Consider the following 21,227-nt stretch of genomic DNA (forward strand, 5'->3'; position numbering starts at 1 on the left):
TTCTGGAGATTCCCCAAATGGCCCTGACCGCTGACCAAATCCTCGCCGCCCAAAAAGCAAACCTCGAAACCCTGTTCGGCCTTACCACCAAGGCTTTCGAAGGCGTTGAAAAGCTCGTCGAGCTCAACGTGACCGCTTCCAAGGCTGCCCTGGTGGAAGCCGCCGGTACCGCCCAAGCCGCCCTGAACGTCAAGGACGCACAAGAACTGCTGACGCTGCAAGCCAGCCTGTTCCAGCCCCTGGCCGAAAAGACCGCCGCCTACAGCCGTCACCTGTATGACATCGCCCAAGGCACCGGCGCCGAATTCACCAAGGCTTTCGAAACCAAGGCTGCTGAAGCCCAGCAAACCTTCGTCGGCCTGGTCGACAGCGCTTCCAAGAATGCACCCGCCGGCTCGGAAACCGCCGTTGCCGTGCTGAAGAGCGCCGTGGCTGCCGCCAACAACGCTTTCGAATCGGTCCAGAAGGCTGTCAAGCAGGCTTCCGACGTCGCCGAAGCCAACTTCAACGCCGTGTCGACGCAAGCCGTTGCCGCCGCGAAGACCGCGACCGCTTCGCGCAAGCGCTAAGCCGCCGCTAACACCAGTTGTCTCCTTGGGTCCTCACGGATCCAATTCAGGCCTCATCCTCGGATGAGGCCTTTTTTTTTAGCCGGCGCGCGTCTTCGATAATGCAAGTCTCATTTCAGGAGACTCTCAATGCAGATTGACGGCAAGGTTTTTATCGTGACCGGTGGCGCTTCGGGCCTCGGCGAAGGCACGGCGCGCATGCTGGCTGCGAGCGGCGGCAAGGTGGTCATCGCCGACATGCAGGCTGACAAGGGCGAAACCGTCGCGCGCGACATCGGCGGCGTGTTCGTGAAATGCGACGTGAGCCAGGAAGCCGACGGCCAGGCGGCGGTTGCCGCGGCACAGAAGCTCGGCAAGCTGGTGGGCCTGGTCAACTGCGCGGGCATCGCGCCGGCCGAGAAGACCGTGGGCAAGAACGGCGCGCACGCGCTGTCGGTTTTCAGCAAGACCGTGACGGTCAACCTGATCGGCAGCTTCAACATGATCCGCCTCGCGGCCGAGGCCATGAGCGGCAACGAGCCCGAAGCCACCGGCGAGCGCGGCGTGCTGATCTCGACCGCCTCGGTCGCGGCCTACGACGGGCAGATCGGACAGGCGGCCTACAGCGCCTCCAAGGGCGGCGTGGTCGGCATGACGCTGCCCATCGCACGCGACCTCGCACGCAACGGCATCCGCAACATGACCATCGCCCCCGGCATCTTCGGCACGCCCATGCTGTTCGGCATGCCGCAGGAAGTGCAGGACGCGCTGGCCGCCAGCGTGCCCTTCCCTTCCCGCCTGGGCACGCCCGAGGATTACGCCAAGCTCGCCAAACACATCATCGAGAACGACATGCTCAACGGGGAGGTGATTCGTCTCGACGGAGCGATTCGACTTCCCCCCCGGTAATCGGCGGGACCGCCGTGCTGCCGGTGCGGTCCAGGCGCTCGTACTGGGCGATGACCTGGGCGCCCAGCAGCACGAGCGTGGCGGCAATCTCCAGGCTCAGCAGCACCACGATGGCCGTGGTGAGCGAGCCGTAGACCACGTTGACCTGCGAAAGCGTCGAGAAGTACCAGATCAGCACATGTCGCGTGCCCTCCCACAGCAGCGCGGCGGTCACGCCGCCGAGCAGCGCGTGGCGCAGCGACATGCGCCCCGCCGGCATCACGAGGTAGAGCGAGGTCAGCATGAAGATCTCGCCGCCCAGCCCCAGCAGATAGAGCAGCATCCCCGACACGCCCGACAGTGACCAGTCGCGCCCGAACAGGTCGACGCTTTCCTGCCCGACCAGCTGCAGCGCGCCCGACACCAGCGTCATCAGCACCAGACCCACGCACAGGAACAGGATGTACAGGTACGGCATGACGGCGGAAACCAGGAAATGCCGCCGGTGGTCGGCCTTGCGATGGTGAAAAATCACCGCCATGGCGCTTTCGAGCACGCTGAAAGCCAGCGAGCTGAAAAAAATCATGGTCACCAGCAGCACCGGGCCCATCACGTCGCGATGGTCGAGAAAGTTCGACAGCTCCGTGACAATCGCCTTCGACTGGCCCGGCAGCAGCCATTCCAGATACCTGCCGATGGTGCGCAGCAGTTCGGCCTGCTCGATGAGGTGAGACATCGCAATGACGCTCACGATCAACAGCGGCACGATGGACAGCAGCGCGTAGTAGGCCACCGCGCCCGCGAGCAGCAGGCCCTGGTTGGCGCGGAAGGCCTTGAGTGCATCCCAGACAAAATTCAAGGGATGGCGCAGCAACAGCGGCGCGGCGTGGTGCAATCGTTTGGGCGTCGTCATCCGTGGACTCCGGGTCTCGCCGAGTATGGCGCCCGCGCGCGGGCGTTCGGCCGCTTGCGTATGATTTGCCGCTCTTCGCCTACATGACCATCCCCGCCTCTTTCATCCAGGAACTCATCGCGCGCGCCGACGTGGTGGAGATCGTCGGGCGCTACGTGCAGCTCAAGAAGGCCGGCGCCAATTTCATGGGGCTGTGCCCCTTCCACGGCGAAAAATCGCCCTCTTTCTCGGTCAGCCCGACCAAGCAGTTCTATCACTGCTTCGGCTGTGGGGTGCACGGCAACGCCATCGGCTTTCTCATGGAGCACGCCGGCATGGGCTTTGTCGAGGCGGTGCACGACCTCGCCGGCCAATACGGCCTGCAGGTGCCCGAGGACGATGCCTCCCCCGCCGAACGCGCACGCGCAGCGAACCAGCGCCAAAAGCAGGCCACGCTGACCGACGTGCTCGAAAAAGCCGGCGAGGCCTACCGCAAGGCCTTGCGACAGGCGCCGGGCGCCATCGAATATCTGAAGGGCCGGGGCGTCTCCGGCGAAGTGGCCAAGCAGTTCGGCATCGGCTATGCGCCCGCCGGTTGGCGCACGCTGGCCAGCGTTTTTCCGGACTACGACGACCCCTTGCTCGCCGAAAGCGGGCTGGTGATCGTCAACACCGAAGACGGCGCCGAAGACGCCAAGCGCTACGACCGTTTCCGCGACCGCGTGATGTTCCCCATCCGCAACGTGAAGGGCGAATGCATCGGCTTCGGCGGCCGGGTGCTCGGCGACGAAAAGCCCAAATACCTCAATTCGCCCGAAACGCCGGTGTTCAGCAAGGGCCGGGAGCTCTACGGCTTGTACGAGGCGCGCGCAGCCTTCCGCGAGCGCGGCTATGCGCTGGTGACCGAGGGCTACATGGACGTGGTGGCGCTGGCGCAGCTGGGTTTCCCGAACGCGGTGGCCACCCTGGGCACGGCCTGCACCACCGAGCATGTGCAGAAGCTCTTTCGCTTCACCGAGTCGGTGGTGTTCAGCTTCGACGGCGATGCGGCCGGCCGCCGCGCGGCGCGCAAGGCGCTCGACGGCGCCCTGCCCTATGCCACCGACGTGCGCAGCATCAAGTTCTTGTTCCTGCCGGCCGAGCACGACCCCGACAGCTTCATCCGCGAATTCGGCGCCGACGCCTTCGCCCGCTTCGTGCAGGAAGCCACGCCGCTCTCGCGCTTCATGATCGAGGCCGCGCGCGAAGGCTGTGACCTCACCAGCGCCGAAGGCCGCGCCCACATGAGCAGCAACGCCCGGCCGCTCTGGAGCGCCATGCCCGACGGCGCGCTCAAGCGACAGATGCTGAGCGAGATCGCCACGCTGGTGCAGCTCGACGCGGCCGCCTTGTCGGAGCTCTGGGCCGCCACGCCCGGTCCGCGCAAGGCCGCGGCAGCGCCTTCGCCGCGCCATGGCAACGAGCCGGGCGACCCGTTCGACTACTCCGACATGCCGCCGCCCTCGGAATACGAACCGCCGCGCTACGAAAACGATAGCAACCCGCGAGGCAAATTCACCAAAGGCAAGCGGTGGGGCGGCAAGTTCGAAGCGCCCATCGAGCCGCTGCGCGGTCGCGGCAAGCCGCCGAGCCGTCCCGACGTGGCGGTGCGACTCCTGCTGTCGAACATGGCGCAGTGGGAAGCGCTGTCGCACGAATTGCACGTCATGCTGTGCGACCTGCCCGGCCCGCATGGGGCGCTTTTCACCTGGCTCGACAGCCAGCTGCACGAGCATGGCGTGCAGCCCTGGGCGGCGCTGCGCGAAGGCATGCGCGGGCTCGATTTCGAACCGCTGGCGGAGCGCCTCATGGCCGTCTCGGAGAGCGCCCCGCCCGCCGAAGGCGAGGAAGAGCAGCATCTGACCGACGCCGCCAAGGAGCTTTCGAGCGTGCTCGACTTCATGCTCGATGACCTTCTCAAGGCCCAACAGAGCGAGGCCATAGCCGCCGTGGGCTCGGACCCCAAGGCCCTGGAGCGCTACAAGGCGCTGGAGGCGCGAAGACTCGAATTGCGCGCCCGCTTGAAGCCGTCAGGGGCATGAAAGTGCTTGAAATTTGCGCAATAGGCTATAATGTAAGGCTTCGCAACTGGCGAAATTAGGCAAGAGCGACAGCAGCACCTCCGGGCCGACCCCTAGCGCAACGCACTCCAACGGAAAACATCCGACGGAAAGGGTCACTTACCGCAAGGACTGCACACCAAATGTTCGCCCGACATCTTGCCTGACGAGGAATTTCTTCCTCTTTCCCAATTGTTTTGTCCGTGCCTGTGCGCGGGCTTTGAGTATTGCCCGTGCCTGTGCGCGGGCTGTGGTGGCGCTGCCTATGTGGCGGTGCGCCTGTGATTTCGCTTGGTCCATCTTGCTGTAACGAGGTCGTATGCCCAGTTCAAAGAAGCCTGCTCCTTCACTCGCCAAAGGCGCCGCCCCAAAGTCTGTCTCAGAAAAACCGTTGAAAGCTGGCGCTATGCCGGCAACTAAGTCGGGTGCCGCCGCGTCCAAATCGGCAGCCGCAACGAAAGTGAAAACCGTGCCCACGAAATCGACTGTCATCGACGATCCGAAAAAAGCTGCCGCCAAGACGGTTGCCGCCGCCCCTGCTGCCAAGAAAGTAGGCCGTCCGCCCAAGGCTGCCGGCGCCGCCGCGCCCGCCACCGGCGCCAAGCGCGGCCGCAAGCCCAAGGCCGGCAACGAAGCGCCTGAAAGCGACGTCGACCTGTCGGACATCGAGGACGACCTGGCCGGCGACGAACCGGCAGTTGCCTCGACCACCGAAGAAAAGGTCAAGCCGCTGCGCATGAAGATCAGCAAGGCGAAGGAACGCGCCTTGATGAAGGAGTTCGGCCTCGACGAGACCGTGCTCTCCGAGGAAGACCTGGCCAAGCGCCGCTCGCGCCTGAAGACCCTGATCACGCTGGGCAAGACCCGCGGCTACCTCACGCACGGCGAAATCTCCGACCACCTGCCCGACAAGCTGGTCGACGCCGAGACCATGGAAGTCGTGGTCACCATGCTCAACGACATGGGTGTGGCGGTGTACGAGCAGACGCCCGACGCCGAAACCCTGCTGCTGAACAACACCGCGCCCACCGCCACCACGGTCGAAGAAGCCGAGGAAGAAGCCGAAGCCGCGCTCTCCACGGTGGACAGCGAGTTCGGCCGCACCACCGATCCGGTGCGCATGTACATGCGTGAAATGGGCACGGTCGAGCTCCTGACGCGCGAAGGCGAAATCGAAATCGCCAAGCGCATCGAAGGCGGCCTGATGGCCATGATGGAAGCCATCTCGGCCTCCCCCGCCACCATCGCCGAGATCCTGCGCCTGGCCGCCGACATCCGTGAAGGCAAGGTCGTCATCTCCACCGTGGTGGACGGCTTCTCGAACCCCAACGAGGCCGACGACTACGTGGCCGAAGAAGACTTCGACGAATTCGACGAGGAAGACGACGACGACGGCAAGGGCGGCTCCAAGGCTCTCACCAAGAAGCTCGAGGAACTCAAGCGCGACGCGCTCGAACGCTTCGACCGCATCGCGGGGATGTTCGAAAAGGTCCACAAGATCTACGACAAGGAAGGCTACGGCACGCCGGCCTACCAGAAGGCCCAGCAGGCCCTGTCGGACGAGCTCATGACCATCCGCTTCACGGCAAAGACCATCGAGAAGCTGTGCGACCTGGTTCGCACGCAGGTCGACGACGTGCGCAAGAAGGAGCGCGAGCTGCGCCGCATCATCGTGGACAAGTGCGGCTTCCCGCAGGACGAGTTCATTCGCGACTTCTCTGGCTACGACAAGAGCGGCAACCGCATCGCATCGAACCTCTTGAACCTGAAGTGGGTCGAGAAGCAGGCTGCCGCGGGCAAGCCCTGGAGCGCCGTGCTCGCGCGCAACATTCCGCCGGTGCAGGAGCTGCAGCAGAAGCTCACCGACATCCAGTCGCGCGTGGTGGTGCCGCTCACGCAGCTGAAGGAAATCAACAAGCGCATGAACGAGGGCGAATCGTCCTCGCGCGATGCCAAGAAGGAAATGATCGAGGCCAACCTGCGCCTCGTGATCTCCATCGCCAAGAAGTACACCAACCGCGGCCTGCAGTTCCTGGACCTGATCCAGGAAGGCAACATCGGCCTCATGAAGGCGGTCGACAAGTTCGAATACCGCCGCGGCTACAAGTTCTCGACCTACGCCACGTGGTGGATCCGCCAGGCAATCACCCGGTCCATCGCCGACCAGGCGCGCACCATCCGCATCCCGGTGCACATGATCGAGACGATCAACAAGATGAACCGCATCTCGCGCCAGCATCTGCAGGAGTTCGGCTTCGAGCCCGACGCCGGCATCCTGGCCGCGAAGATGGAGATCCCGGAAGACAAGATCCGCAAGATCATGAAGATCGCGAAAGAGCCGATCTCGATGGAAACCCCCATCGGCGACGACGACGATTCGCACCTGGGCGACTTCATCGAGGACAGCAGCAACACCGCGCCCATCGAAGCCGCCATGCAGGCGGGCCTCCGCGACGTGGTCAAGGACATCCTCGACAGCCTCACGCCGCGCGAAGCCAAGGTGCTGCGCATGCGCTTCGGCATCGAGATGAGCACGGACCATACGCTGGAAGAAGTCGGCAAGCAGTTCGACGTGACCCGCGAGCGCATCCGCCAGATCGAGGCAAAGGCACTGCGCAAGCTCAAGCATCCTTCGCGCTCGGACAAGCTGCGCAGCTTTATTGATACGCTCTGAGCTGGTCTCCGGTATTTCTCTCTGACGAGGAGGCGCCCGCAAGGGCGCTTTCTTTTTTGGCCTCTACCGACAAGAAAAATGGAGCAACTCCCATGAATCCCGATGCAGCCAAGCTCTGGCAAGCCCCGCGCTGGGCGCTTGCCGTGCTGCTCGCCGTGCTCGGCATGCTCGGTCCCTTTTCCATCGACACCTACATTCCGGCCTTCTCGGGCATTGCGCGCTCCATCGGCGCCACGCCGGCCGAAATGCAGCAGACACTTTCGGCCTACTTGTTCGGCTTTGCGTTCATGAACCTGTTCCACGGTGCGCTGTCGGACAGCTTCGGCCGCCGGCCCGTGGTGCTGTGGGGACTCGCGGTGTTCACGCTGGCCTCGCTGGGCTGCGCGCTGTCGCAGAACATTGCGCAGCTGGTGCTGTTCCGCGGGCTGCAGGGCCTCTCGACCGGCGCGGGCATCGTGGTGTCACGCGCAGTGATCCGCGACATGTTCCCGCCCGCCGACGCGCAGCGCGTGATGAGCCAGGTGACCATCTACTTCGGCGTGGCACCGGCCATTGCGCCGATCGTCGGCGGTTTTCTTTTCGTGCATGCCGGATGGCACGCCATCTTCTGGTTCCTGGTCGCGGTCGGCGTGATCCTGTTCGTGGCCAACTACAAGCTGCTGCCTGAAACGCTGCACCAGAGCCAGCGCCAGCCGTTCCAGGTGCGGCACCTGATGCGCGGCTACTGGGACCTGTGCTCGGACCCGCGCTTTCTGCTGCTCGCATTCGCGAGCGGCGTTCCGTTCAACGGCATGTTTCTCTACGTGCTGGCGGCACCGGCCTTCCTCGGCGACCACCTCGCGCTCGCGCCAACGCAGTTCTTCTGGTTCTTCCTGCTGACCATCGGCGGCATCATGACGGGCGCGTGGGCCAGCGGGCGCATGGCGGGCAAGGTGGCGCCCAAGCGGCAGATCCGCGACGGCTTCCTGATCATGCTGGTGACCTCGCTCGTCAACGTGGTGGCCAATTCGCTCTTCACCGCGCACGCCGCGTGGGCGCTGTGGCCGCTGGCGGTCTTTGCGTTCGGCTGGGCGCTGATGGTGCCCGTGGTGACCCTGCTGGTGCTCGACCTCCATCCCGAACGGCGCGGCATGGCCTCGTCGCTGCAGGCCGTGATCGGCTCCACCGCCAACGGCATCGTGGCCGGCGTGGTGGCACCGCTGGTCATGCATTCGACGCTGGCACTGGCGCTCACCTCCATGCTGATGCTGGGTATCGGCCTGGTCGCCTGGGTCTGGTTGCACGGGCAGTGGCCCGAAATCGGCCGCCGGGTGGCCGCGGAGGCCTGACGCCATGCCGCAGCTTTCCGCCTTGTTGACGCATGCGCGTGCCTGGCTGCCGGGCCGCAACACCGTCGATGCGCGCGAGCGCATGCGTGCGGTGGCCGGCGCGGCCATCGGCCTTTTGATCACCGCGCTGCTGTGCCGCTGGATGGCCGAAGCGGTGGACGTCAGCATCTGGCTGATCGCGCCGATGGGCGCAAGCGCGGTGCTGGTGTTTGCCGTGCCTGCAAGCCCGCTGGCACAGCCCTGGTCGGTCATCGTCGGCAACACTTTGTCGACCGTGGTTGGCATCGCCTGCGTCCGCTGGATACCAGATCCGGCCTGGGCCGCCGCGGTAGCCGTTGGTGCGGCCATCGGGCTGATGTTCGCCACGCGCAGCCTGCATCCGCCGGGCGGGGCCGCGGCACTGCTTGCTGTGCTCACACACACCGACCATTTCTCTGCGGCTCTGTTTCCCACCCTCGTCAATTCGCTCCTGCTGGTGGTGGCGGGCGTGGCCTACAACACCTTCACGGGCAGGCGTTATCCCCATGTGCAGGTGGTGCGGCCGCCTTCGGCCGATGCGCGCTTCAGCCAGGCCGACATCGATGCGGTGCTGGCCCGCTACAACCAGGTGCTGGACATCAGCCGCGACGACCTCGAATCGCTGATCCAGCAGACCGAGCTGGAGTCTTACAAGCGCCGACTCGGCACGCTGCACTGCGGCGACATCATGTCGCGCGATCCGGTGTCGGTGGAGTTCGGCACGCCGCTGCAGGAGGCCTGGATGCTGATGACGCAGCGCCGCATCAAGGCGCTGCCCGTCACCGACCGCACGCGCCGCGTGGTTGGCATCGTGACCCAGGCCGACTTCTTCCGCCTGCTCGACCTGGAACACCACGAAGGCATCGCCGGCAAGCTGCGCGACCTGATCCGCGCCACGCGCACCGTGGTTTCGAATAAGCCCGAGGTGGTCGGCCAGATCATGACGCGCCAGGTGCGCGTGGCCAGTGCCGACCGGCCAGTGGTCGACCTGGTGCCGCTTTTTTCAGAAGGCGGGCATCACCACATTCCGATCATCGACGGCGAGAGGCGCCTTGCCGGGATGATCACGCAATCAGACTTCGTGCGCGCGCTCTATCGCGCGGTGGGACCAGCGTAACCAGGGCACCACGCCCTGCCCTACTCGAGCACCACATTGGCCTTCTTCACCAGCGCCGCATAGCGCGCGGCTTCGGTGCGGAAATAGCTCACAGCCTGCTCGGGTGAGGTGGGCTTGATGATGTTGCCCTGCTTGTCCATGGCCTCGCGCACTTCGGCGCTCGTGAAGGCCGCGGCCACGGCGTCATGCACGCGCTGGATGTCGGCGGCCTGCATCTTCGGCGGCCCGATCACCGCGAACCAGCCTTCGACCACGTAGTTGGGGAGGCCCTGCTCGGCGATGGTCGGAATGTCGGGCGCGGCCGGCGAGCGCGTGGAGCCGCACAGGCCGATGGCGCGCAGCGCGCCGCTCTTGAGGTGCGGCAGCACCGCGGGCAATGCCACCACGCCCATCTCGACCTGGCCCGCGATCATGTCGGTGACCATCGGGCCCGTGCCTTTGTAGGGAATGTGCCGCGCCTTCACGCCGGCTTCGTCCATGAACATTTCGCCCGCCAGGTGAATGATGGTACCGTTGCCCGACGAGGCGTAGTTGTAGCCCTCGGGTTTGGCGCGCAGCAGTGCCACCAGCTCCTTCACGTTCTTGGCGGGCAGCTTCGGATTGACCACCAGCACCAGCGGCGTCGCGCCCACCACACTGATCGGCGTCACGTCGGCGATGGCGTCGAACGGCATCTTCTTGTACACCGCCGGGTTGATGACATGGTTGTTCGACACCATGCCCAGCGTGAGCCCGTCGGGCGCCGCCTTGACGAGCGCCGACGTGCCGGTGATGCCGCCCGCACCCGGCAGGTTCTCGATCACCACCGGCTGGCCGAAGGCCTTGCCGAGCGCCACGGAAGCCGCGCGCACGATGGCGTCCACACCCGAGCCGGCGCTGATCGGCAGGATGAAGCGGATGGGTTTGTCGGAGCCCTGCGCGAGCACGGGGCATGCGGCCAGCGCGGCGGCGGAGGCGCCGAAGCCCAGTACGGCACGGCGGGTCATGGGGGGAAGAATCTTGTGCATGGCTTTGTCTCTCTTTATCTTTTGAAAAAACTCAGGCAACGGCCGACTCGGCCTGCATGGCCGCCATCTGCGATTCCGCATAGCCGAGTTCGGCCAGCAGTTCGCGCGTGTGCTCGCCAAGCGTCGGCGGGTCCAGGCGCACGCCGAGGCGCTCGCCGCCCAGCGTGATCGGGAACAGCGTCGTCTGCGCCGTCTGCCCGGCGCGCTCGCCATCGGGCAAGCGGATGTCGGCAAGGCCTCCGGTGGCTTTCAGGTGCGGGTCTTCGTAGAGGTCTTCGGGCCGCACGATGGGTGCGAAAGGCAGGCCCCGCGCCTCGAAGATGGCCGACAGCTCGGCAGCCGACCGGTCGGCCAGGCGCTTGCGCAAGTCCGCCAGCAGCGTGGGCCGCACGCGGACCCTGTCGTTGTTGGTGCGCAAGGAGGGGTCGCCCTTCAGGTCGTCGAAGCCGAGCGCGTCGCAGAACACCGTCCATTGCGCGTCGCTCACCGCGGCCAGGAAGATCTGCTCGCCGTCCTTCACCGTGAACACGTCGTACAGCGCCCAGGCCGAGATGCGCTCGGGCATCGGCGCCGCGGCCTGGCCCGTGATGGCGTACTGCAGCATGTGCTGGCCGACCAGGAACACGTTGTTCTCGAACAGCGCGGACTGCACCTCCTGCCCCTTGCCGGTCTGGGTGCGCTGCATCAGCGCGGCCATGGCACCGATGGCACCGAACATGCCGCCCATGATGTCGTTCACGCTGGTGCCCGCGCGCAGCGGATCGCCGGGCCGGCCCGTCATGTAGGCCAGGCCGCCCATCATCTGCACCACCTCGTCGAGCGCGGTGCGATGCTCGTAGGGGCCTGGCAGAAAGCCGGTGTGGTTCACGTACACCAGGCGCGGATTGAGCTTGCTGAGCGCAGCATGGCCGAGTCCGTATTTCTCCATGGTGCCGGGCCTGAAATTCTGTGCCACCACGTCTGCGGTGGCGCACAGGCGCAACGCCGCTTCGAGCCCCTGCGGGTGGCGCAGGTCGAGCGCGATGCTCTTCTTGTTGCGGTTGAACATCGGGAAGAAACCGGCGCCCGCGCCCAGCAGGTGCCGCGTGCGGTCGCCGTCGATCGGCTCGACCTTGATGACCTCCGCGCCCAGGTCGGCCAGCACCATGCCGCAGGTCGGACCCATGACCATGTGCGTGAACTCGACGACGCGGATGCCGGTGAGCGGCAGGTGTTTTTCTTCGGTGTTCGCGCTCATGCCGCTGCTCCCGCCGTCGCCACGAAGGTCTTTGGAAAACCCGCGCGCCACACGGTGCCCTGCAGTGTCTCGCCCTCCAGCCAGCCGGCCACGCGCCGGCGGAGGTCGAGCAGCTTCGGCAGATCGATTCCCGTGCCAACGCCCATGCTCTCGAGCATGAACACGAGGTCTTCGGTGTCGACATTGCCGCTGGCGCCGGGCGCATGCGGACAGCCGCCGATGCCGGCCAGGCAGGCATCGAATCGCGGGATGCCAACTTCGAGCGCCGCATAGACGTTCGCGAGCCCGAGGCCGCGCGTGTCGTGGAAATGGCCGCACCACAGGCGGTCGCCCGCGATGCGCCTTGCGCGCTCGAACAGGCTGCGAACCATCGCGGGATCGGCATAGCCGACTGTATCGGCCAGGCTCACGCGGTCGGCGCCGGCGTCGAGCAGCGCCTGCATCAGGCGCAGCACCTCGTCGGGCGCCACATGGCCCTGGATCGTGCAGCCGAAGGCCGTGCCGACGCCGCCATCGATCAAGGTCTTCGAGCCCGCGGCGTCGCGTGCCGCACGGATGCGCGCGACCTCGGCCACCACTTCGTCGGGCGTCTTGCGCAGGTTGGCAAGGCTGTGCGCATGGCTGGCCGAGAGCGGGACCATCATGAGATCGGCCTCGCCGGCAATGGCGAGTTCGGCGCCCCTGAGATTGGGCACCAGCACAGAGGCGAAGAGCCCCGGCAGCGTCTTGGCATACGCCAGCAGCTCGGCCGTGTCGGCCAGCTGCGGCAGCAGACGCGCGGGCACGAAGGAGCCGACTTCGATCTCGCGCTGCCCGGCGGCATGCGCGTCGCGAATCCATTCGATTTTTTGCGCAGTGGGCAATGTTCTCGCAATGCTCTGCAGGCCGTCGCGCAACCCCGATTCGCGGACGACCGCGCGGGGCGGCAGAAAAGCGTGCGCTGCGGGCGCAACCGTGGCTTCGTTCAAGGTGTCTCCTTTTGAAGGTCTTGCACCGATGTTAGAAGTTCCTATTCGATTCAGAAAATAGATCTTGGAAGCCAATTCGTTCCAAAATGGAATACCACATCGCTCGACCGGAACCCCCATGCGCGACCTCGACCTGACCACCCTCCGCCTCTTCGTCTCCGTCTGCGAAACGCGCAGCATCGCGCGCGCGGGCGAGCAGGCCAGCATCGTCGGCTCGGCCATCAGCAAGCGCCTGGCGCAGCTGGAGGACACGGTGGGCACGCCGTTGCTGCTGCGCAAACGGCGCGGCGTGGTGCCGACCGCGGCCGGCGAAACGCTGCTGGAACATGCGCGCGCCATGCTCGGCAGCGCTCAGCGCATCGAGCGAGACATGGCGGCCTATGCCGGCGGTGCACAGGGGCATGTTCGAATCCTCGCCTCGGCCTCGGTGCTGGCCGAATCCCTGGCCGAGGACGTCGCCAACTTTCTGCAGAACCCGGCACACCGCGACATCCGGATCGACATGGAAGAGCGCGTGAGCCCGGAGATCGTGCGCGGCATCCGCGAGGGAAGCGCGTCGATCGGCCTGTGCTGGGACGCCGCCGACCTCGATGGCCTGCAGCGGCGCAGCTATCGCAGCGACCACCTGGCCATCGTGGCGCACCCCTCGCACCCGGCCGCGCGGCGCGGCAAGGTGCGGTTCGAGGACGTGCTCGACCACGAATTCGTCGGCATGCCCGCCCTGAGCGCGGTGCAGCTGATGCTGGCCCGCGAGGCGGCGGTGGCGGGCAAGCCGCTGGTCTACCGAGTGCTGGTGACCAACTTCGACGCCGCCCTGCGCGTGGTGCGCGCCGGCCTCGCCATCAGCGTGGTGCCGGCGGAAGTGGCGCAGCCCTTTGCCGACACCTACCGGCTGCGCCTGATGCCGCTCACCGATGCCTGGGCGCGCCGGCGCTTCGCGATCTGCTTTCGCGAGGAAGGGACGCTGTCACTGGCGGCGCAACTGCTGGTGGCGCATCTGGAGCAGTGCGCAACGGATCGCTCGGCATCCTGATCCGAACGAAATCCGAAACTGTTCATTGGCCAAAGCGGGGTTTTTGTTTCGGTTCCCGGAACCTAACATTCAGACAAAGGAAACGAATGCAATGAACGACAACACCACTTCGGCGGGCGGCGCCACGCTGCACTACATCTTCGATCCGATGTGCGGCTGGTGCTACGCGGCCGCACCGCTGGTCGACGCCGCGCGCAACGTGCCGGGCCTCGAGGTCGCGTTCCACGGCGGCGGCATGATGACCGGCGCCAACCGGCGCGCCATTACGCCGCAGTGGCGCGACTACGTGATGCCGCACGACCGCCGCATCGCCGAGCTCTCGGGCCAGCCCTTTGGCGAAGCCTACTTCGAGGGCCTGCTGCGCGACATCGGCGCGGTCATGGATTCCGAACCGCCGACCACCGCCATCCTCGCGGCCGAAGCCTTGCGCGCCGGCGGCGGGCTGGACATGATCCATCGGCTCCAGCGCGCGCATTACGTCGAAGGCCGGCGCATCGCCGATGCGCAGGTGCTCGCTGCAATAGCCAAAGAGCTCGGCTTCGATCCGGATGCTTTTGCCTCGGCCGTCACGCGCCTGTCAGGCGAAGCGACGTCCAAGCACATGGCCGAAAGCCGCCAGTGGCTGCAACGCGCGGGCGGCCAGGGCTTCCCGACTTTCGTGCTGGCGCAAGCCGACGGCACCGCGAGCCGCATCGACATCGGTCCATGGCTCGGCCGCCCCGAGGAATGGAAGGCGCAGCTGGCCAAGCTCGTGCCGCCCTCGCCCACGGCAACGGAGGCCGGGGCTGGCCCGGCGTCGTGCGGTCCGGACAGCTGCGCGATCTAGGCCCTTCAGGCGCGCCGCATTACCTGCTGCACTGGAAGCTCGCGGCCTGCGACACGTCCCCGCCCGTGAAGCGCGGCCACAGCGGCCACTCGCACAACGGGCGAGCGCGAACAATGCGGAACGGCGGCTGCACTTCCTGCTCGGCCAGCTGCAGGCCGGCCGGCGCACGGCCGCGCTCGACCCAGTCGGCCAGCGCGCCGAGCATGTCGACGTTGGCCGGGGCGCCACTGCCCACGTGGTCCACGCCGGGCGCGGTGTAAAGGCGCATGAAGCGATCCGTGTTGTCGCGCCCCATGCGCGCCACCACAGATTCGTAATAGAGGACGCCGGCGAACGGGCTCTGCGCGTAGTCGGCCATGTGTTCGAGCATCAGCAGCTTGCCGCCGCGCGCGGCAAAGGCGCCGAGGTCGGGGTTGGTCGAATCCATGAGCTGCGACACGGTGGCGATGCGCGCGGCAAAGTCTTCCGCGCGATAGTTGCGCACGTCGAGGGTCGGATTGCGCGCATAGAAATACTGCAGCGCGCCGCTGCCGTAGAACCATGCAATGCCATTGCTCGGTTGCGGCGGCACCGTCGGCGCCGCGGTGCCGGTCCACCACGCGTTCCAGCCGCCCATCGACGCAAAAGCCGGCGTGCCCTCGCCGCCAATGCCCCAGCCCGGATATACCGCGACCCCGTTGGCCAGCGGCACGGGCGAGCGCCACGGCGAGCGCAGTGTGCGCACCGCCTGCACCTGCGCATCGTTGAGGCAGTTGTCGCCGCTGGTGCCGGCGGCGCAGCGCAGGCTCGCAGGATCGAAGCGCTGCAGGCAGGCCACGGGGTTCGACACGATGCGGTCCGCCGCGCCGTCCGCGGCATCACACGACGCCAGCACTGCGTTATGCACCAGCTGCACCTGCGCCGGCCGGAGCCACCCTTCGCCGAAGGTGGCAATGCCGTTGCGCGTGCCGGCGTGCTGCAGCCCCGTCCAGTTGATGACCGGTACGCGGCTGAAGATGCCGTCGAAGTCCTGCGGATAGCGCTGCGCCATAGTGAGCGCCTCGCGGCCGCCTTCGGAACTTCCCACGAAGTACAGCTTTTGCGGCGCTTGGCCGTAGGCGCGCTGCATCAGCGCCACCGCCACGTCGCGCACCTTCTTGTACGAGGCGTGCGCAAAGTTCACCAGCGCTTCGTCGTTGAGCGCAAAGGCCTGCGGCGGCTGGCCGGCCACGTTCTGGTGGCCGGAGTCGGTGCCGTAGGTTACGTAGCCCTGTGCCAACGGCGTGGGCTGGTCGAAGCGGCCGGCCGGCACCAGCGAGAGGCCCGTGATCAGCACGCCGTTGAAACCGCCGCCGCCGTACTGCACGCTGCGGCCGTTCCACGCGAGCGGCAGGTTCACCTGAAACAGGATCGGCGGCGCGCTGGGATCGAGCGGCGCGATGCGGCCCAACACCTTGCAGTGCGCAGGCTTGGGCGGTGTGATGCGCGATGCGGGGCTGGGGCCGCGTTCTGCGACAGCCAGTGCGGACGCAGGCACCAGCGTTGCGGAATCGATGGTCGCCGCGCCGCTCGGCAGGCCGATGGCCGCGGGTGCAACCGGGGCCGCGAGCGCCCCGCAGGCCGCTGCAGGATTGGCGCCGAGCGGGAGGCTCTGCGGCCCGGTGGTGCTGCAGGCTGCAAGCAGCACGGCGGAGGCCAACATGGCGCCCCCGCGAAACAGTGTCTTCGGGATCGCCATGTGTCTGTCTCCTTCTTCTTCGTCGTCGGAATTGCTACCGGGCCACGCCCAGCAACCGTTCGAGCACCTGCGGCTGGCTGCGCAATGCCGCTGCGCTGTCGGTGTGGACGATGGTGCCGTGATCGAGCACCACCGCGTGGTCGGAAATCGCGAGGATCGCCTGCGGGTGCTGCTCCACGATGATCGCGGCCAGGCCCTCGTCCTGCGTGATGCGGCGGATGGCGCGGAGCAGCTCCTCCACGATGATCGGCGCCAGCCCTTCGAGCGGCTCGTCGAGCAGCAGCAGCTTGGGGTTCAGCACCAGCGCACGGGCCACCGCGAGCATCTGCTGCTCGCCGCCCGAAAGCTGCGTGCCGAGATTCGTCTTGCGCTCGGCCAGGCGGGGGAACATCTCATAGACGCGCTGCGGATTCCACTTGCCCGGCCGCTCCACCGCCGTGAGGTTCTCATGCACCGTAAGCGACTTGAAGATGTTGCGCTCCTGCGGCACCCAGCCGATGCCGGCCGCGGCGCGCTGGTGCGGCGCCAGCTTGTGCAGGGCCTGCCCACTGAGCGAGATGCTGCCGCCGTGCTGCCGTGTGGCCCCCGCCAGCGTGTTGATCAGCGTGGTCTTGCCCGTGCCGTTGCGGCCCAAGAGCGCCATCGTCTGGCCCTCGCCGAGCGCAAAGGCCACGTCGTGCAGCACCACGGCTTCGCCGTAGCCCGCGCTTAGGTTCTCGATGCGCAGCAGTTCAGACATGGGCATGCTCCCCGTGGCCCAGATAGACCTCTTTGACCTTCGGATCGTTGGCAATGGTTTCGGGGTCGCCCTCGGTCAACAGCGTGCCGTTGACCAGCACGGTCATGCGGTCGGCAAAGCTGAACACGAGGTCCATGTCATGCTCGATCAGCAGCACCGACACATCGGCCGGCAATGCGGCCACGGTCTGCAGCAATTCCTCGCGCTCCCCTGCGGGAACGCCCGCCACGGGCTCGTCGAGCAGCAGCACGCGCGGCTCGCAGGCCAGTGCGATTGCAATCTCCAGCAGGCGGCGCTTGCCATAGGCCATGAACTTGGTCTGCTGCTGCGCCACGTCGCCCAGATGAAACTGCTCGAGCAGTTGCGCCGCGCGTTCCGTCACAGCCTTGGTGGCCCCCAGCGGACGCCACCATTGCGATGCGATGCCCTGGTGCTGCGACACGACGAGCGCCAGCGTCTCGAGCGGCGTCATCGAGTCGAACAGCTGGTTGATCTGGAAAGTGCGCACCAGCCCGCGCGCCACGCGCTTGTGCGGCGCCAGGGTGGTGATGTCTTCGCCCAGCAGCGAGATGCGGCCTTCGGTCGGCGTGAGCACGCCGGTCAACAGGTTGATGAGCGTGGTCTTGCCGGCACCGTTGGGGCCGATCAGCGCATGGCGCGCGCCGCGCTTGAGTTCCATCGTGACGTTGTTGGTGGCCGTGATGCCGCCGAAGCGCATCACCAACCCCTGCGTCGAAAGCACGGTCTCGGTCATGCCCCGCTCCCCTTCTTCTTGCCCAGCCACGTCCATGGCTTGAGCACACGGTCGCGCCCCACGAGCACCAGCAGCACCAGCAAGAGGCCGATCCAGAACATCCAGTATTGCGGCGTCACGGCCGAGAGCCAGTTCTGCAGCAGCTTGAAGACGATGGCGCCCGCCACGCCGCCATAGAGCCAACCCACGCCGCCGATCACCAGCATCAGCAGCACATCGGCCGAGCGGTCGAAGGCCAGCACGTCGAGCGAGGCGAAGCCTGTGGTCTGCGCCAGCAGCGCACCGGCGGCGCCGGCAATGCCGGCGGCCACGGTGTAGATGACGACGACCCGCGACACCACCGGAATGCCGATGGCCATGGCGCGCAGCCGGTTGTCGCGGATCGCCTTCAGCGTGGCGCCGAAGGGCGAATGCACGAGCCGGCGCATGACGAGGAACAGCACGAGCATCACGCTCAATGAATACCAGGCGGCCGTGCGGCCGAAGAGATCGAACTCGAACAGGCCGAGCACGGGTCCCATCACCACGCCCTGCAGTCCGTCGGCGCCGCCGGTGAGCCAGTCGAGCTTGTTGGCGAGTTCGAGCAACAGCAGCGCGGTGCCGAGCGTGACCATCAGCCGCGTCAGGTCGCTGCCGCGCAGGATCGTCACGCTGGCCACGAGGCCGAGCACGGCCGAGAGCACGGTGGCCACCACCAGCCCTACCGTCGGGTCCGGCATCACGAGCTTGGCGAACAGCGCCGCGGTGTAGGCGCCGAAGCCGAAGAACGCGGCATGGCCGAGCGACACGATGCCGGTGTAGCCAAGAATCAGATCGAGCGACATCGCGAACAGCGCGACGATGGCGATCTCGTTGACCAGCAGCGAATGCGAAGGCATGACGAAAGGCAATGCGAAGGCCGCGGCCCACACCACGAATTCAAGGGGGTGCCAGCGCGCCTTGCGCAGCAAGACCGATTCATACGACGAAGGTGCGCTCATTCAGCGGCCTCCCTTGCGCGTGAACAGGCCTTGGGGCCGCCACATCAAAATCAGGATCATGAGCAGGTAGACGGTGAACGCACCCATCTTGGGAATGAAGTACTTGCCCGCCACGTCGGCAATGCCGAGCAGCAGTGCGGCCGCGAGCGGCCCAGTGATCGACGAGGTGCCGCCGACCGACACCACGATCAGAAAATAGATCATGTACTTGAGCGGAAAGGTGGGGTCGAGCCCGAGGATCTCGGCGCCCAATGCGCCGCCCAGGCCAGCGAGTCCCGAACCGACCGCGAAGGTCAGCAGGAACACGATGTTGACGTTGATGCCCAGCCCCGCCGCCACGCGCGGGTCATCGACCGCGGCGCGCAGACGGCTGCCGAAGCGTGTCTTCGAGAGAATGAGCTGGAGTACCACGGTGAGCACGGCGCACACCGCGATGATGAAGAGCCGGTAGTGCCCCATGCCGAGCAGGAGCGCGCCATCGCCGATCTCGGTGCGGCCGCGCAGCCATTCGGGCAACTGGATGTTCTGCTGCGAAGAACCGACGAAGTAGTCGACGGCCGCCACGGCCATAAAGGCCAGGCCAATGGAGAACAGCACCTGGTCGAGATGCGGCTTGCCGTACATCGGCCGGTAGAGCGTGCGTTCGAGCAGTGCCCCGGCCAGTGCCACCACGATGAACGCGAGCGGCAGGCAAGCCAAAAACGGCACGCCCAGCTTCTGCATCGCAAACACCGTGAGATACCCGCCCGCCATGGCAAAGGCACCGTGCGCGAGGTTGATGAAGTTCATCAGCCCGAGCGTCACGGCCAGCCCCACGGCGAGCACGAAGAGCAGCATGCCGTAGGCGATGCCGTCAAAAAGAATGGTCAACATGTTTGTTCTTCGGTTCTTGTTCGTGCGCTTTGTTCAGGGTGTGTGCAAAGGCCACCGGGTACTCCCCTCCGCGAATGTCCCCCGCCCTTCGGGCTCCTCCTTTATTTCGCTGCGCGGAGCACCCGATGCCCTGTGCACTAGGGCACGCTGCTCGTGCACCACCGATCAACGACTGCTCTGGATCACGCTCTCGCTGGCGGGGTGCCTTGCGCAGCGAAATAAAGGAGGAGGCCGCAGGCCGGGGGACATTCGCGGAGCAAGGTACCCCGTCGGCGGGAGCGCCGCCCTGAACAGCAGCGCCCGAGCCCGAACACCTAATTACTTCGCCTTGCCCGGATCCTTCACACCCTTGATCACGTCGAACTCGACGTTGTACAACTGCCCGTCCTTCTTCTCGACCTTGCGCAGGTACACGTCCTGCACGATGTCGCGCGTCTGCGCATCGATGTACACCGGGCCACGCGGGCTCTCGAAGATCTGGCCCTTCATGGCGGCCAGCAGCGCATCGCCCCCGCCCTGCCCCTTGGTGGCCTTCAGGGCTTCATAGATCACGCGCATGCCGTCATAGCCGCCCACCGCCATGAAGTTGGGGCGCATCTTCGGGTTCGCCTTCTGGAAGGCCTCGACAAACTTCTTGTTCGCGGGCGACGGATGCGCAGCCGAGTAATGGTGCGAGGTGACCACGCCCAGCGCGCCGTCGCCCATGTCGTTGAGCTGATCGTCATCCGTCACGTCGCCGGTGGCGATCATGCGGATGCCGGCCTTGTCCATGCCGCGCTCCAGAAACTGCTTCATCACCGCAGCGCCAGCGCCCGAGGGCACGAAGACGAACAGCGCATCGGGCTTGGCGTCGCGCACCTTCTGCAGGAACGGTGCGAAGTCGGGGTTGCGCAGTGGCACGCGCAGCTTCTCGATCACCTTGCCACCGTTGAGCTGGAAGCGCTCGCTGAAGAACTTCTCGGCGTCGTTGCCCGGGCCGTAGTCGGCCACCAGCGTGACGACGGTTTTCACGCCGTTCTTCGGCGCCCAGTCGCCCATGGCCACCGACACCTGCGGCAGCGTGAAGCTCGTGCGCACGATGTAGGGCGAGGCCTCGGTGATGCTCGACGTGGCGGCGGCCATCACCACCTGCGGCGTCTTCGACTGCGTGGCCAGCGGCGCGGCGGCCAGCGCGGCCGGCGTGACGCCGAAGCCCGCGATCACGTTCACCTTGTCGTTGACGATGAGTTCCTGCGCCAGGCGCTTGGTCACGTCGGGCGTGGCCACGTCGTCCTTGATGATGAGCTCGATCTTCTTGCCCGCCACAGTGTCGCCGTTCTGCGCCATGTACAGCCGCGCCGCCGCTTCGATCTGCCGGCCGGTGGACGCCTGCTGGCCGGTCATGGGCAGGATCAGGCCGATCTTGAACTTGTTGCTGTCCTGCGCACTGGCAAGCGACATGGAAAGCGCAAGCGCCGTGAGGCCTGCGGTCTGGATGAGTTGGCGTCTTTGCATGAGGTTTTTCCTTGAACAACGAAAGCGGATACCGG

19 protein-coding genes are annotated in these 21,227 nt (G+C 66.3%); 8 read left to right on the top strand and 11 right to left on the bottom strand.

Going from position 1 to position 21,227, the window contains the following annotated elements:
• The first annotated feature begins 17 nt into the window (after window positions 1-17).
• Both BLR24_RS02340 and BLR24_RS02345 read left to right on the top strand, forming a co-directional pair.
• Window positions 18-569: a phasin family protein gene (locus BLR24_RS02340; protein WP_093012774.1), complete on the top strand. Its 552-nt coding sequence runs from the start codon at window positions 18-20 to the stop codon at window positions 567-569.
• A gap of 129 nt (window positions 570-698) precedes the next feature.
• Window positions 699-1,457: a 3-hydroxyacyl-CoA dehydrogenase gene (locus BLR24_RS02345; RefSeq protein WP_093011969.1), complete on the top strand. Its 759-nt coding sequence runs from the start codon at window positions 699-701 to the stop codon at window positions 1,455-1,457.
• Here the strand turns inward: BLR24_RS02345 and BLR24_RS02350 are convergent.
• Entirely contained in the window at window positions 1,405-2,349 is a 945-nt protein-coding gene (locus BLR24_RS02350; RefSeq protein WP_093011989.1) for a YihY/virulence factor BrkB family protein, read from the bottom strand. The two genes, BLR24_RS02345 and BLR24_RS02350, sit on opposite strands and share 53 nt — an antisense overlap.
• An 83-nt stretch (window positions 2,350-2,432) precedes the next feature.
• On the opposite strand from BLR24_RS02350, the gene dnaG reads away from it, so the two are divergent.
• On the top strand, window positions 2,433-4,409 hold the full coding sequence (dnaG, locus tag BLR24_RS02355) for a DNA primase (protein ID WP_093012778.1): 1,977 nt from the start codon (window positions 2,433-2,435) through the stop codon (window positions 4,407-4,409).
• Between the two features lie 138 nt (window positions 4,410-4,547).
• On the opposite strand, the gene BLR24_RS30940 is transcribed toward dnaG, so the two are convergent.
• Entirely contained in the window at window positions 4,548-4,919 is a 372-nt protein-coding gene (locus BLR24_RS30940) for a hypothetical protein (protein WP_254787150.1), read from the bottom strand.
• Here BLR24_RS30940 and rpoD point away from each other — a divergent pair.
• From rpoD to BLR24_RS02370, 3 genes are all read left to right on the top strand, one after another.
• Entirely contained in the window at window positions 4,834-7,101 is a 2,268-nt protein-coding gene (gene rpoD / locus BLR24_RS02360; RefSeq protein WP_254787135.1) for an RNA polymerase sigma factor RpoD, read from the top strand. The genes BLR24_RS30940 and rpoD overlap by 86 nt on opposite strands.
• Before the next feature lie 92 nt (window positions 7,102-7,193).
• Window positions 7,194-8,429 carry a multidrug effflux MFS transporter gene (locus tag BLR24_RS02365; protein WP_093011997.1) on the top strand — a complete coding sequence of 412 codons (1,236 nt, stop codon included), beginning with the start codon at window positions 7,194-7,196 and terminating at the stop codon, window positions 8,427-8,429.
• 4 nt (window positions 8,430-8,433) lie between these two features.
• Window positions 8,434-9,564: an HPP family protein gene (locus tag BLR24_RS02370; protein WP_093012000.1), complete on the top strand. Its 1,131-nt coding sequence runs from the start codon at window positions 8,434-8,436 to the stop codon at window positions 9,562-9,564.
• A gap of 20 nt (window positions 9,565-9,584) precedes the next feature.
• Here the strand turns inward: BLR24_RS02370 and BLR24_RS02375 are convergent, their stop codons facing one another.
• The 3 genes from BLR24_RS02375 to BLR24_RS02385 are packed head-to-tail and all read right to left on the bottom strand — an operon-like array spanning window position 9,585 to window position 12,776.
• Window positions 9,585-10,571, bottom strand: coding sequence for a Bug family tripartite tricarboxylate transporter substrate binding protein (locus BLR24_RS02375; protein ID WP_093012003.1), 987 nt, complete (start codon window positions 10,569-10,571; stop codon window positions 9,585-9,587).
• Between the two features lie 31 nt (window positions 10,572-10,602).
• Window positions 10,603-11,808, bottom strand: coding sequence for a CaiB/BaiF CoA transferase family protein (locus BLR24_RS02380; protein ID WP_093012006.1), 1,206 nt, complete (start codon window positions 11,806-11,808; stop codon window positions 10,603-10,605).
• Complete coding sequence (locus tag BLR24_RS02385; RefSeq protein WP_093012009.1) at window positions 11,805-12,776, bottom strand: hydroxymethylglutaryl-CoA lyase; 972 nt, start codon at window positions 12,774-12,776, stop codon at window positions 11,805-11,807. Before BLR24_RS02385 ends, BLR24_RS02380 begins: the two co-directional genes overlap by 4 nt.
• 118 nt (window positions 12,777-12,894) lie before the next feature.
• On the opposite strand from BLR24_RS02385, the gene BLR24_RS02390 reads away from it, so the two are divergent.
• The gene (locus BLR24_RS02390) at window positions 12,895-13,809 is read left to right on the top strand and encodes a LysR family transcriptional regulator (protein ID WP_093012013.1); all 915 of its coding nucleotides are present in this window, start codon (window positions 12,895-12,897) and stop codon (window positions 13,807-13,809) included.
• 91 nt (window positions 13,810-13,900) lie between these two features.
• A complete protein-coding gene (locus tag BLR24_RS02395; protein WP_093012016.1) occupies window positions 13,901-14,635 on the top strand; it encodes a DsbA family protein in 735 nt (244 codons plus the stop codon).
• A 19-nt stretch (window positions 14,636-14,654) separates the two neighbouring features.
• Here BLR24_RS02395 and BLR24_RS02400 read toward each other — a convergent pair whose 3' ends face one another.
• The 6 genes from BLR24_RS02400 to BLR24_RS02425 form a co-directional block, all read right to left on the bottom strand.
• Entirely contained in the window at window positions 14,655-16,352 is a 1,698-nt protein-coding gene (locus BLR24_RS02400) for a tannase/feruloyl esterase family alpha/beta hydrolase (protein ID WP_093012019.1), read from the bottom strand.
• A gap of 34 nt (window positions 16,353-16,386) precedes the next feature.
• On the bottom strand, window positions 16,387-17,091 hold the full coding sequence (locus BLR24_RS02405; protein WP_055804964.1) for an ABC transporter ATP-binding protein: 705 nt from the start codon (window positions 17,089-17,091) through the stop codon (window positions 16,387-16,389).
• Window positions 17,084-17,845, bottom strand: coding sequence for an ABC transporter ATP-binding protein (locus tag BLR24_RS02410; protein ID WP_093012022.1), 762 nt, complete (start codon window positions 17,843-17,845; stop codon window positions 17,084-17,086). The genes BLR24_RS02405 and BLR24_RS02410 overlap by 8 nt, the downstream gene beginning before the upstream one ends.
• The gene (locus BLR24_RS02415) at window positions 17,842-18,825 is read right to left on the bottom strand and encodes a branched-chain amino acid ABC transporter permease (RefSeq protein WP_093012025.1); all 984 of its coding nucleotides are present in this window, start codon (window positions 18,823-18,825) and stop codon (window positions 17,842-17,844) included. The genes BLR24_RS02410 and BLR24_RS02415 overlap by 4 nt, the downstream gene beginning before the upstream one ends.
• On the bottom strand, window positions 18,826-19,698 hold the full coding sequence (locus BLR24_RS02420) for a branched-chain amino acid ABC transporter permease (RefSeq protein ID WP_047784777.1): 873 nt from the start codon (window positions 19,696-19,698) through the stop codon (window positions 18,826-18,828).
• A 318-nt stretch (window positions 19,699-20,016) separates the two neighbouring features.
• A complete protein-coding gene (locus BLR24_RS02425) occupies window positions 20,017-21,192 on the bottom strand; it encodes an ABC transporter substrate-binding protein (RefSeq protein ID WP_093012028.1) in 1,176 nt (391 codons plus the stop codon).
• Window positions 21,193-21,227: the final 35 nt, after the last annotated feature.

The organism is Variovorax sp. OV700 (assembly GCF_900099805.1).
Taxonomy (GTDB): Bacteria; Pseudomonadota; Gammaproteobacteria; order Burkholderiales; family Burkholderiaceae_C; genus Variovorax.

What these genes read in the sequence shown, in the direction of transcription:
- BLR24_RS02340 (WP_093012774.1), top strand. Translation starts at nt 18, where the DNA reads ATGGCCCTGACCGCTGACCAAATCCTCGCCGCCCAAAAAGCAAACCTC.
- BLR24_RS02345 (WP_093011969.1), top strand. Translation starts at nt 699, where the DNA reads ATGCAGATTGACGGCAAGGTTTTTATCGTGACCGGTGGCGCTTCGGGC.
- BLR24_RS02350 (WP_093011989.1), bottom strand. Translation starts at nt 2,349, where the DNA reads ATGACGACGCCCAAACGATTGCACCACGCCGCGCCGCTGTTGCTGCGC.
- dnaG (WP_093012778.1), top strand. Translation starts at nt 2,433, where the DNA reads ATGACCATCCCCGCCTCTTTCATCCAGGAACTCATCGCGCGCGCCGAC.
- rpoD (WP_254787135.1), top strand. Translation starts at nt 4,834, where the DNA reads ATGCCGGCAACTAAGTCGGGTGCCGCCGCGTCCAAATCGGCAGCCGCA.
- BLR24_RS30940 (WP_254787150.1), bottom strand. Translation starts at nt 4,919, where the DNA reads ATGACAGTCGATTTCGTGGGCACGGTTTTCACTTTCGTTGCGGCTGCC.
- BLR24_RS02365 (WP_093011997.1), top strand. Translation starts at nt 7,194, where the DNA reads ATGAATCCCGATGCAGCCAAGCTCTGGCAAGCCCCGCGCTGGGCGCTT.
- BLR24_RS02370 (WP_093012000.1), top strand. Translation starts at nt 8,434, where the DNA reads ATGCCGCAGCTTTCCGCCTTGTTGACGCATGCGCGTGCCTGGCTGCCG.
- BLR24_RS02375 (WP_093012003.1), bottom strand. Translation starts at nt 10,571, where the DNA reads ATGCACAAGATTCTTCCCCCCATGACCCGCCGTGCCGTACTGGGCTTC.
- BLR24_RS02380 (WP_093012006.1), bottom strand. Translation starts at nt 11,808, where the DNA reads ATGAGCGCGAACACCGAAGAAAAACACCTGCCGCTCACCGGCATCCGC.
- BLR24_RS02390 (WP_093012013.1), top strand. Translation starts at nt 12,895, where the DNA reads ATGCGCGACCTCGACCTGACCACCCTCCGCCTCTTCGTCTCCGTCTGC.
- BLR24_RS02395 (WP_093012016.1), top strand. Translation starts at nt 13,901, where the DNA reads ATGAACGACAACACCACTTCGGCGGGCGGCGCCACGCTGCACTACATC.
- BLR24_RS02400 (WP_093012019.1), bottom strand. Translation starts at nt 16,352, where the DNA reads ATGGCGATCCCGAAGACACTGTTTCGCGGGGGCGCCATGTTGGCCTCC.
- BLR24_RS02405 (WP_055804964.1), bottom strand. Translation starts at nt 17,091, where the DNA reads ATGTCTGAACTGCTGCGCATCGAGAACCTAAGCGCGGGCTACGGCGAA.
- BLR24_RS02410 (WP_093012022.1), bottom strand. Translation starts at nt 17,845, where the DNA reads ATGACCGAGACCGTGCTTTCGACGCAGGGGTTGGTGATGCGCTTCGGC.
- BLR24_RS02415 (WP_093012025.1), bottom strand. Translation starts at nt 18,825, where the DNA reads ATGAGCGCACCTTCGTCGTATGAATCGGTCTTGCTGCGCAAGGCGCGC.
- BLR24_RS02420 (WP_047784777.1), bottom strand. Translation starts at nt 19,698, where the DNA reads ATGTTGACCATTCTTTTTGACGGCATCGCCTACGGCATGCTGCTCTTC.
- BLR24_RS02425 (WP_093012028.1), bottom strand. Translation starts at nt 21,192, where the DNA reads ATGCAAAGACGCCAACTCATCCAGACCGCAGGCCTCACGGCGCTTGCG.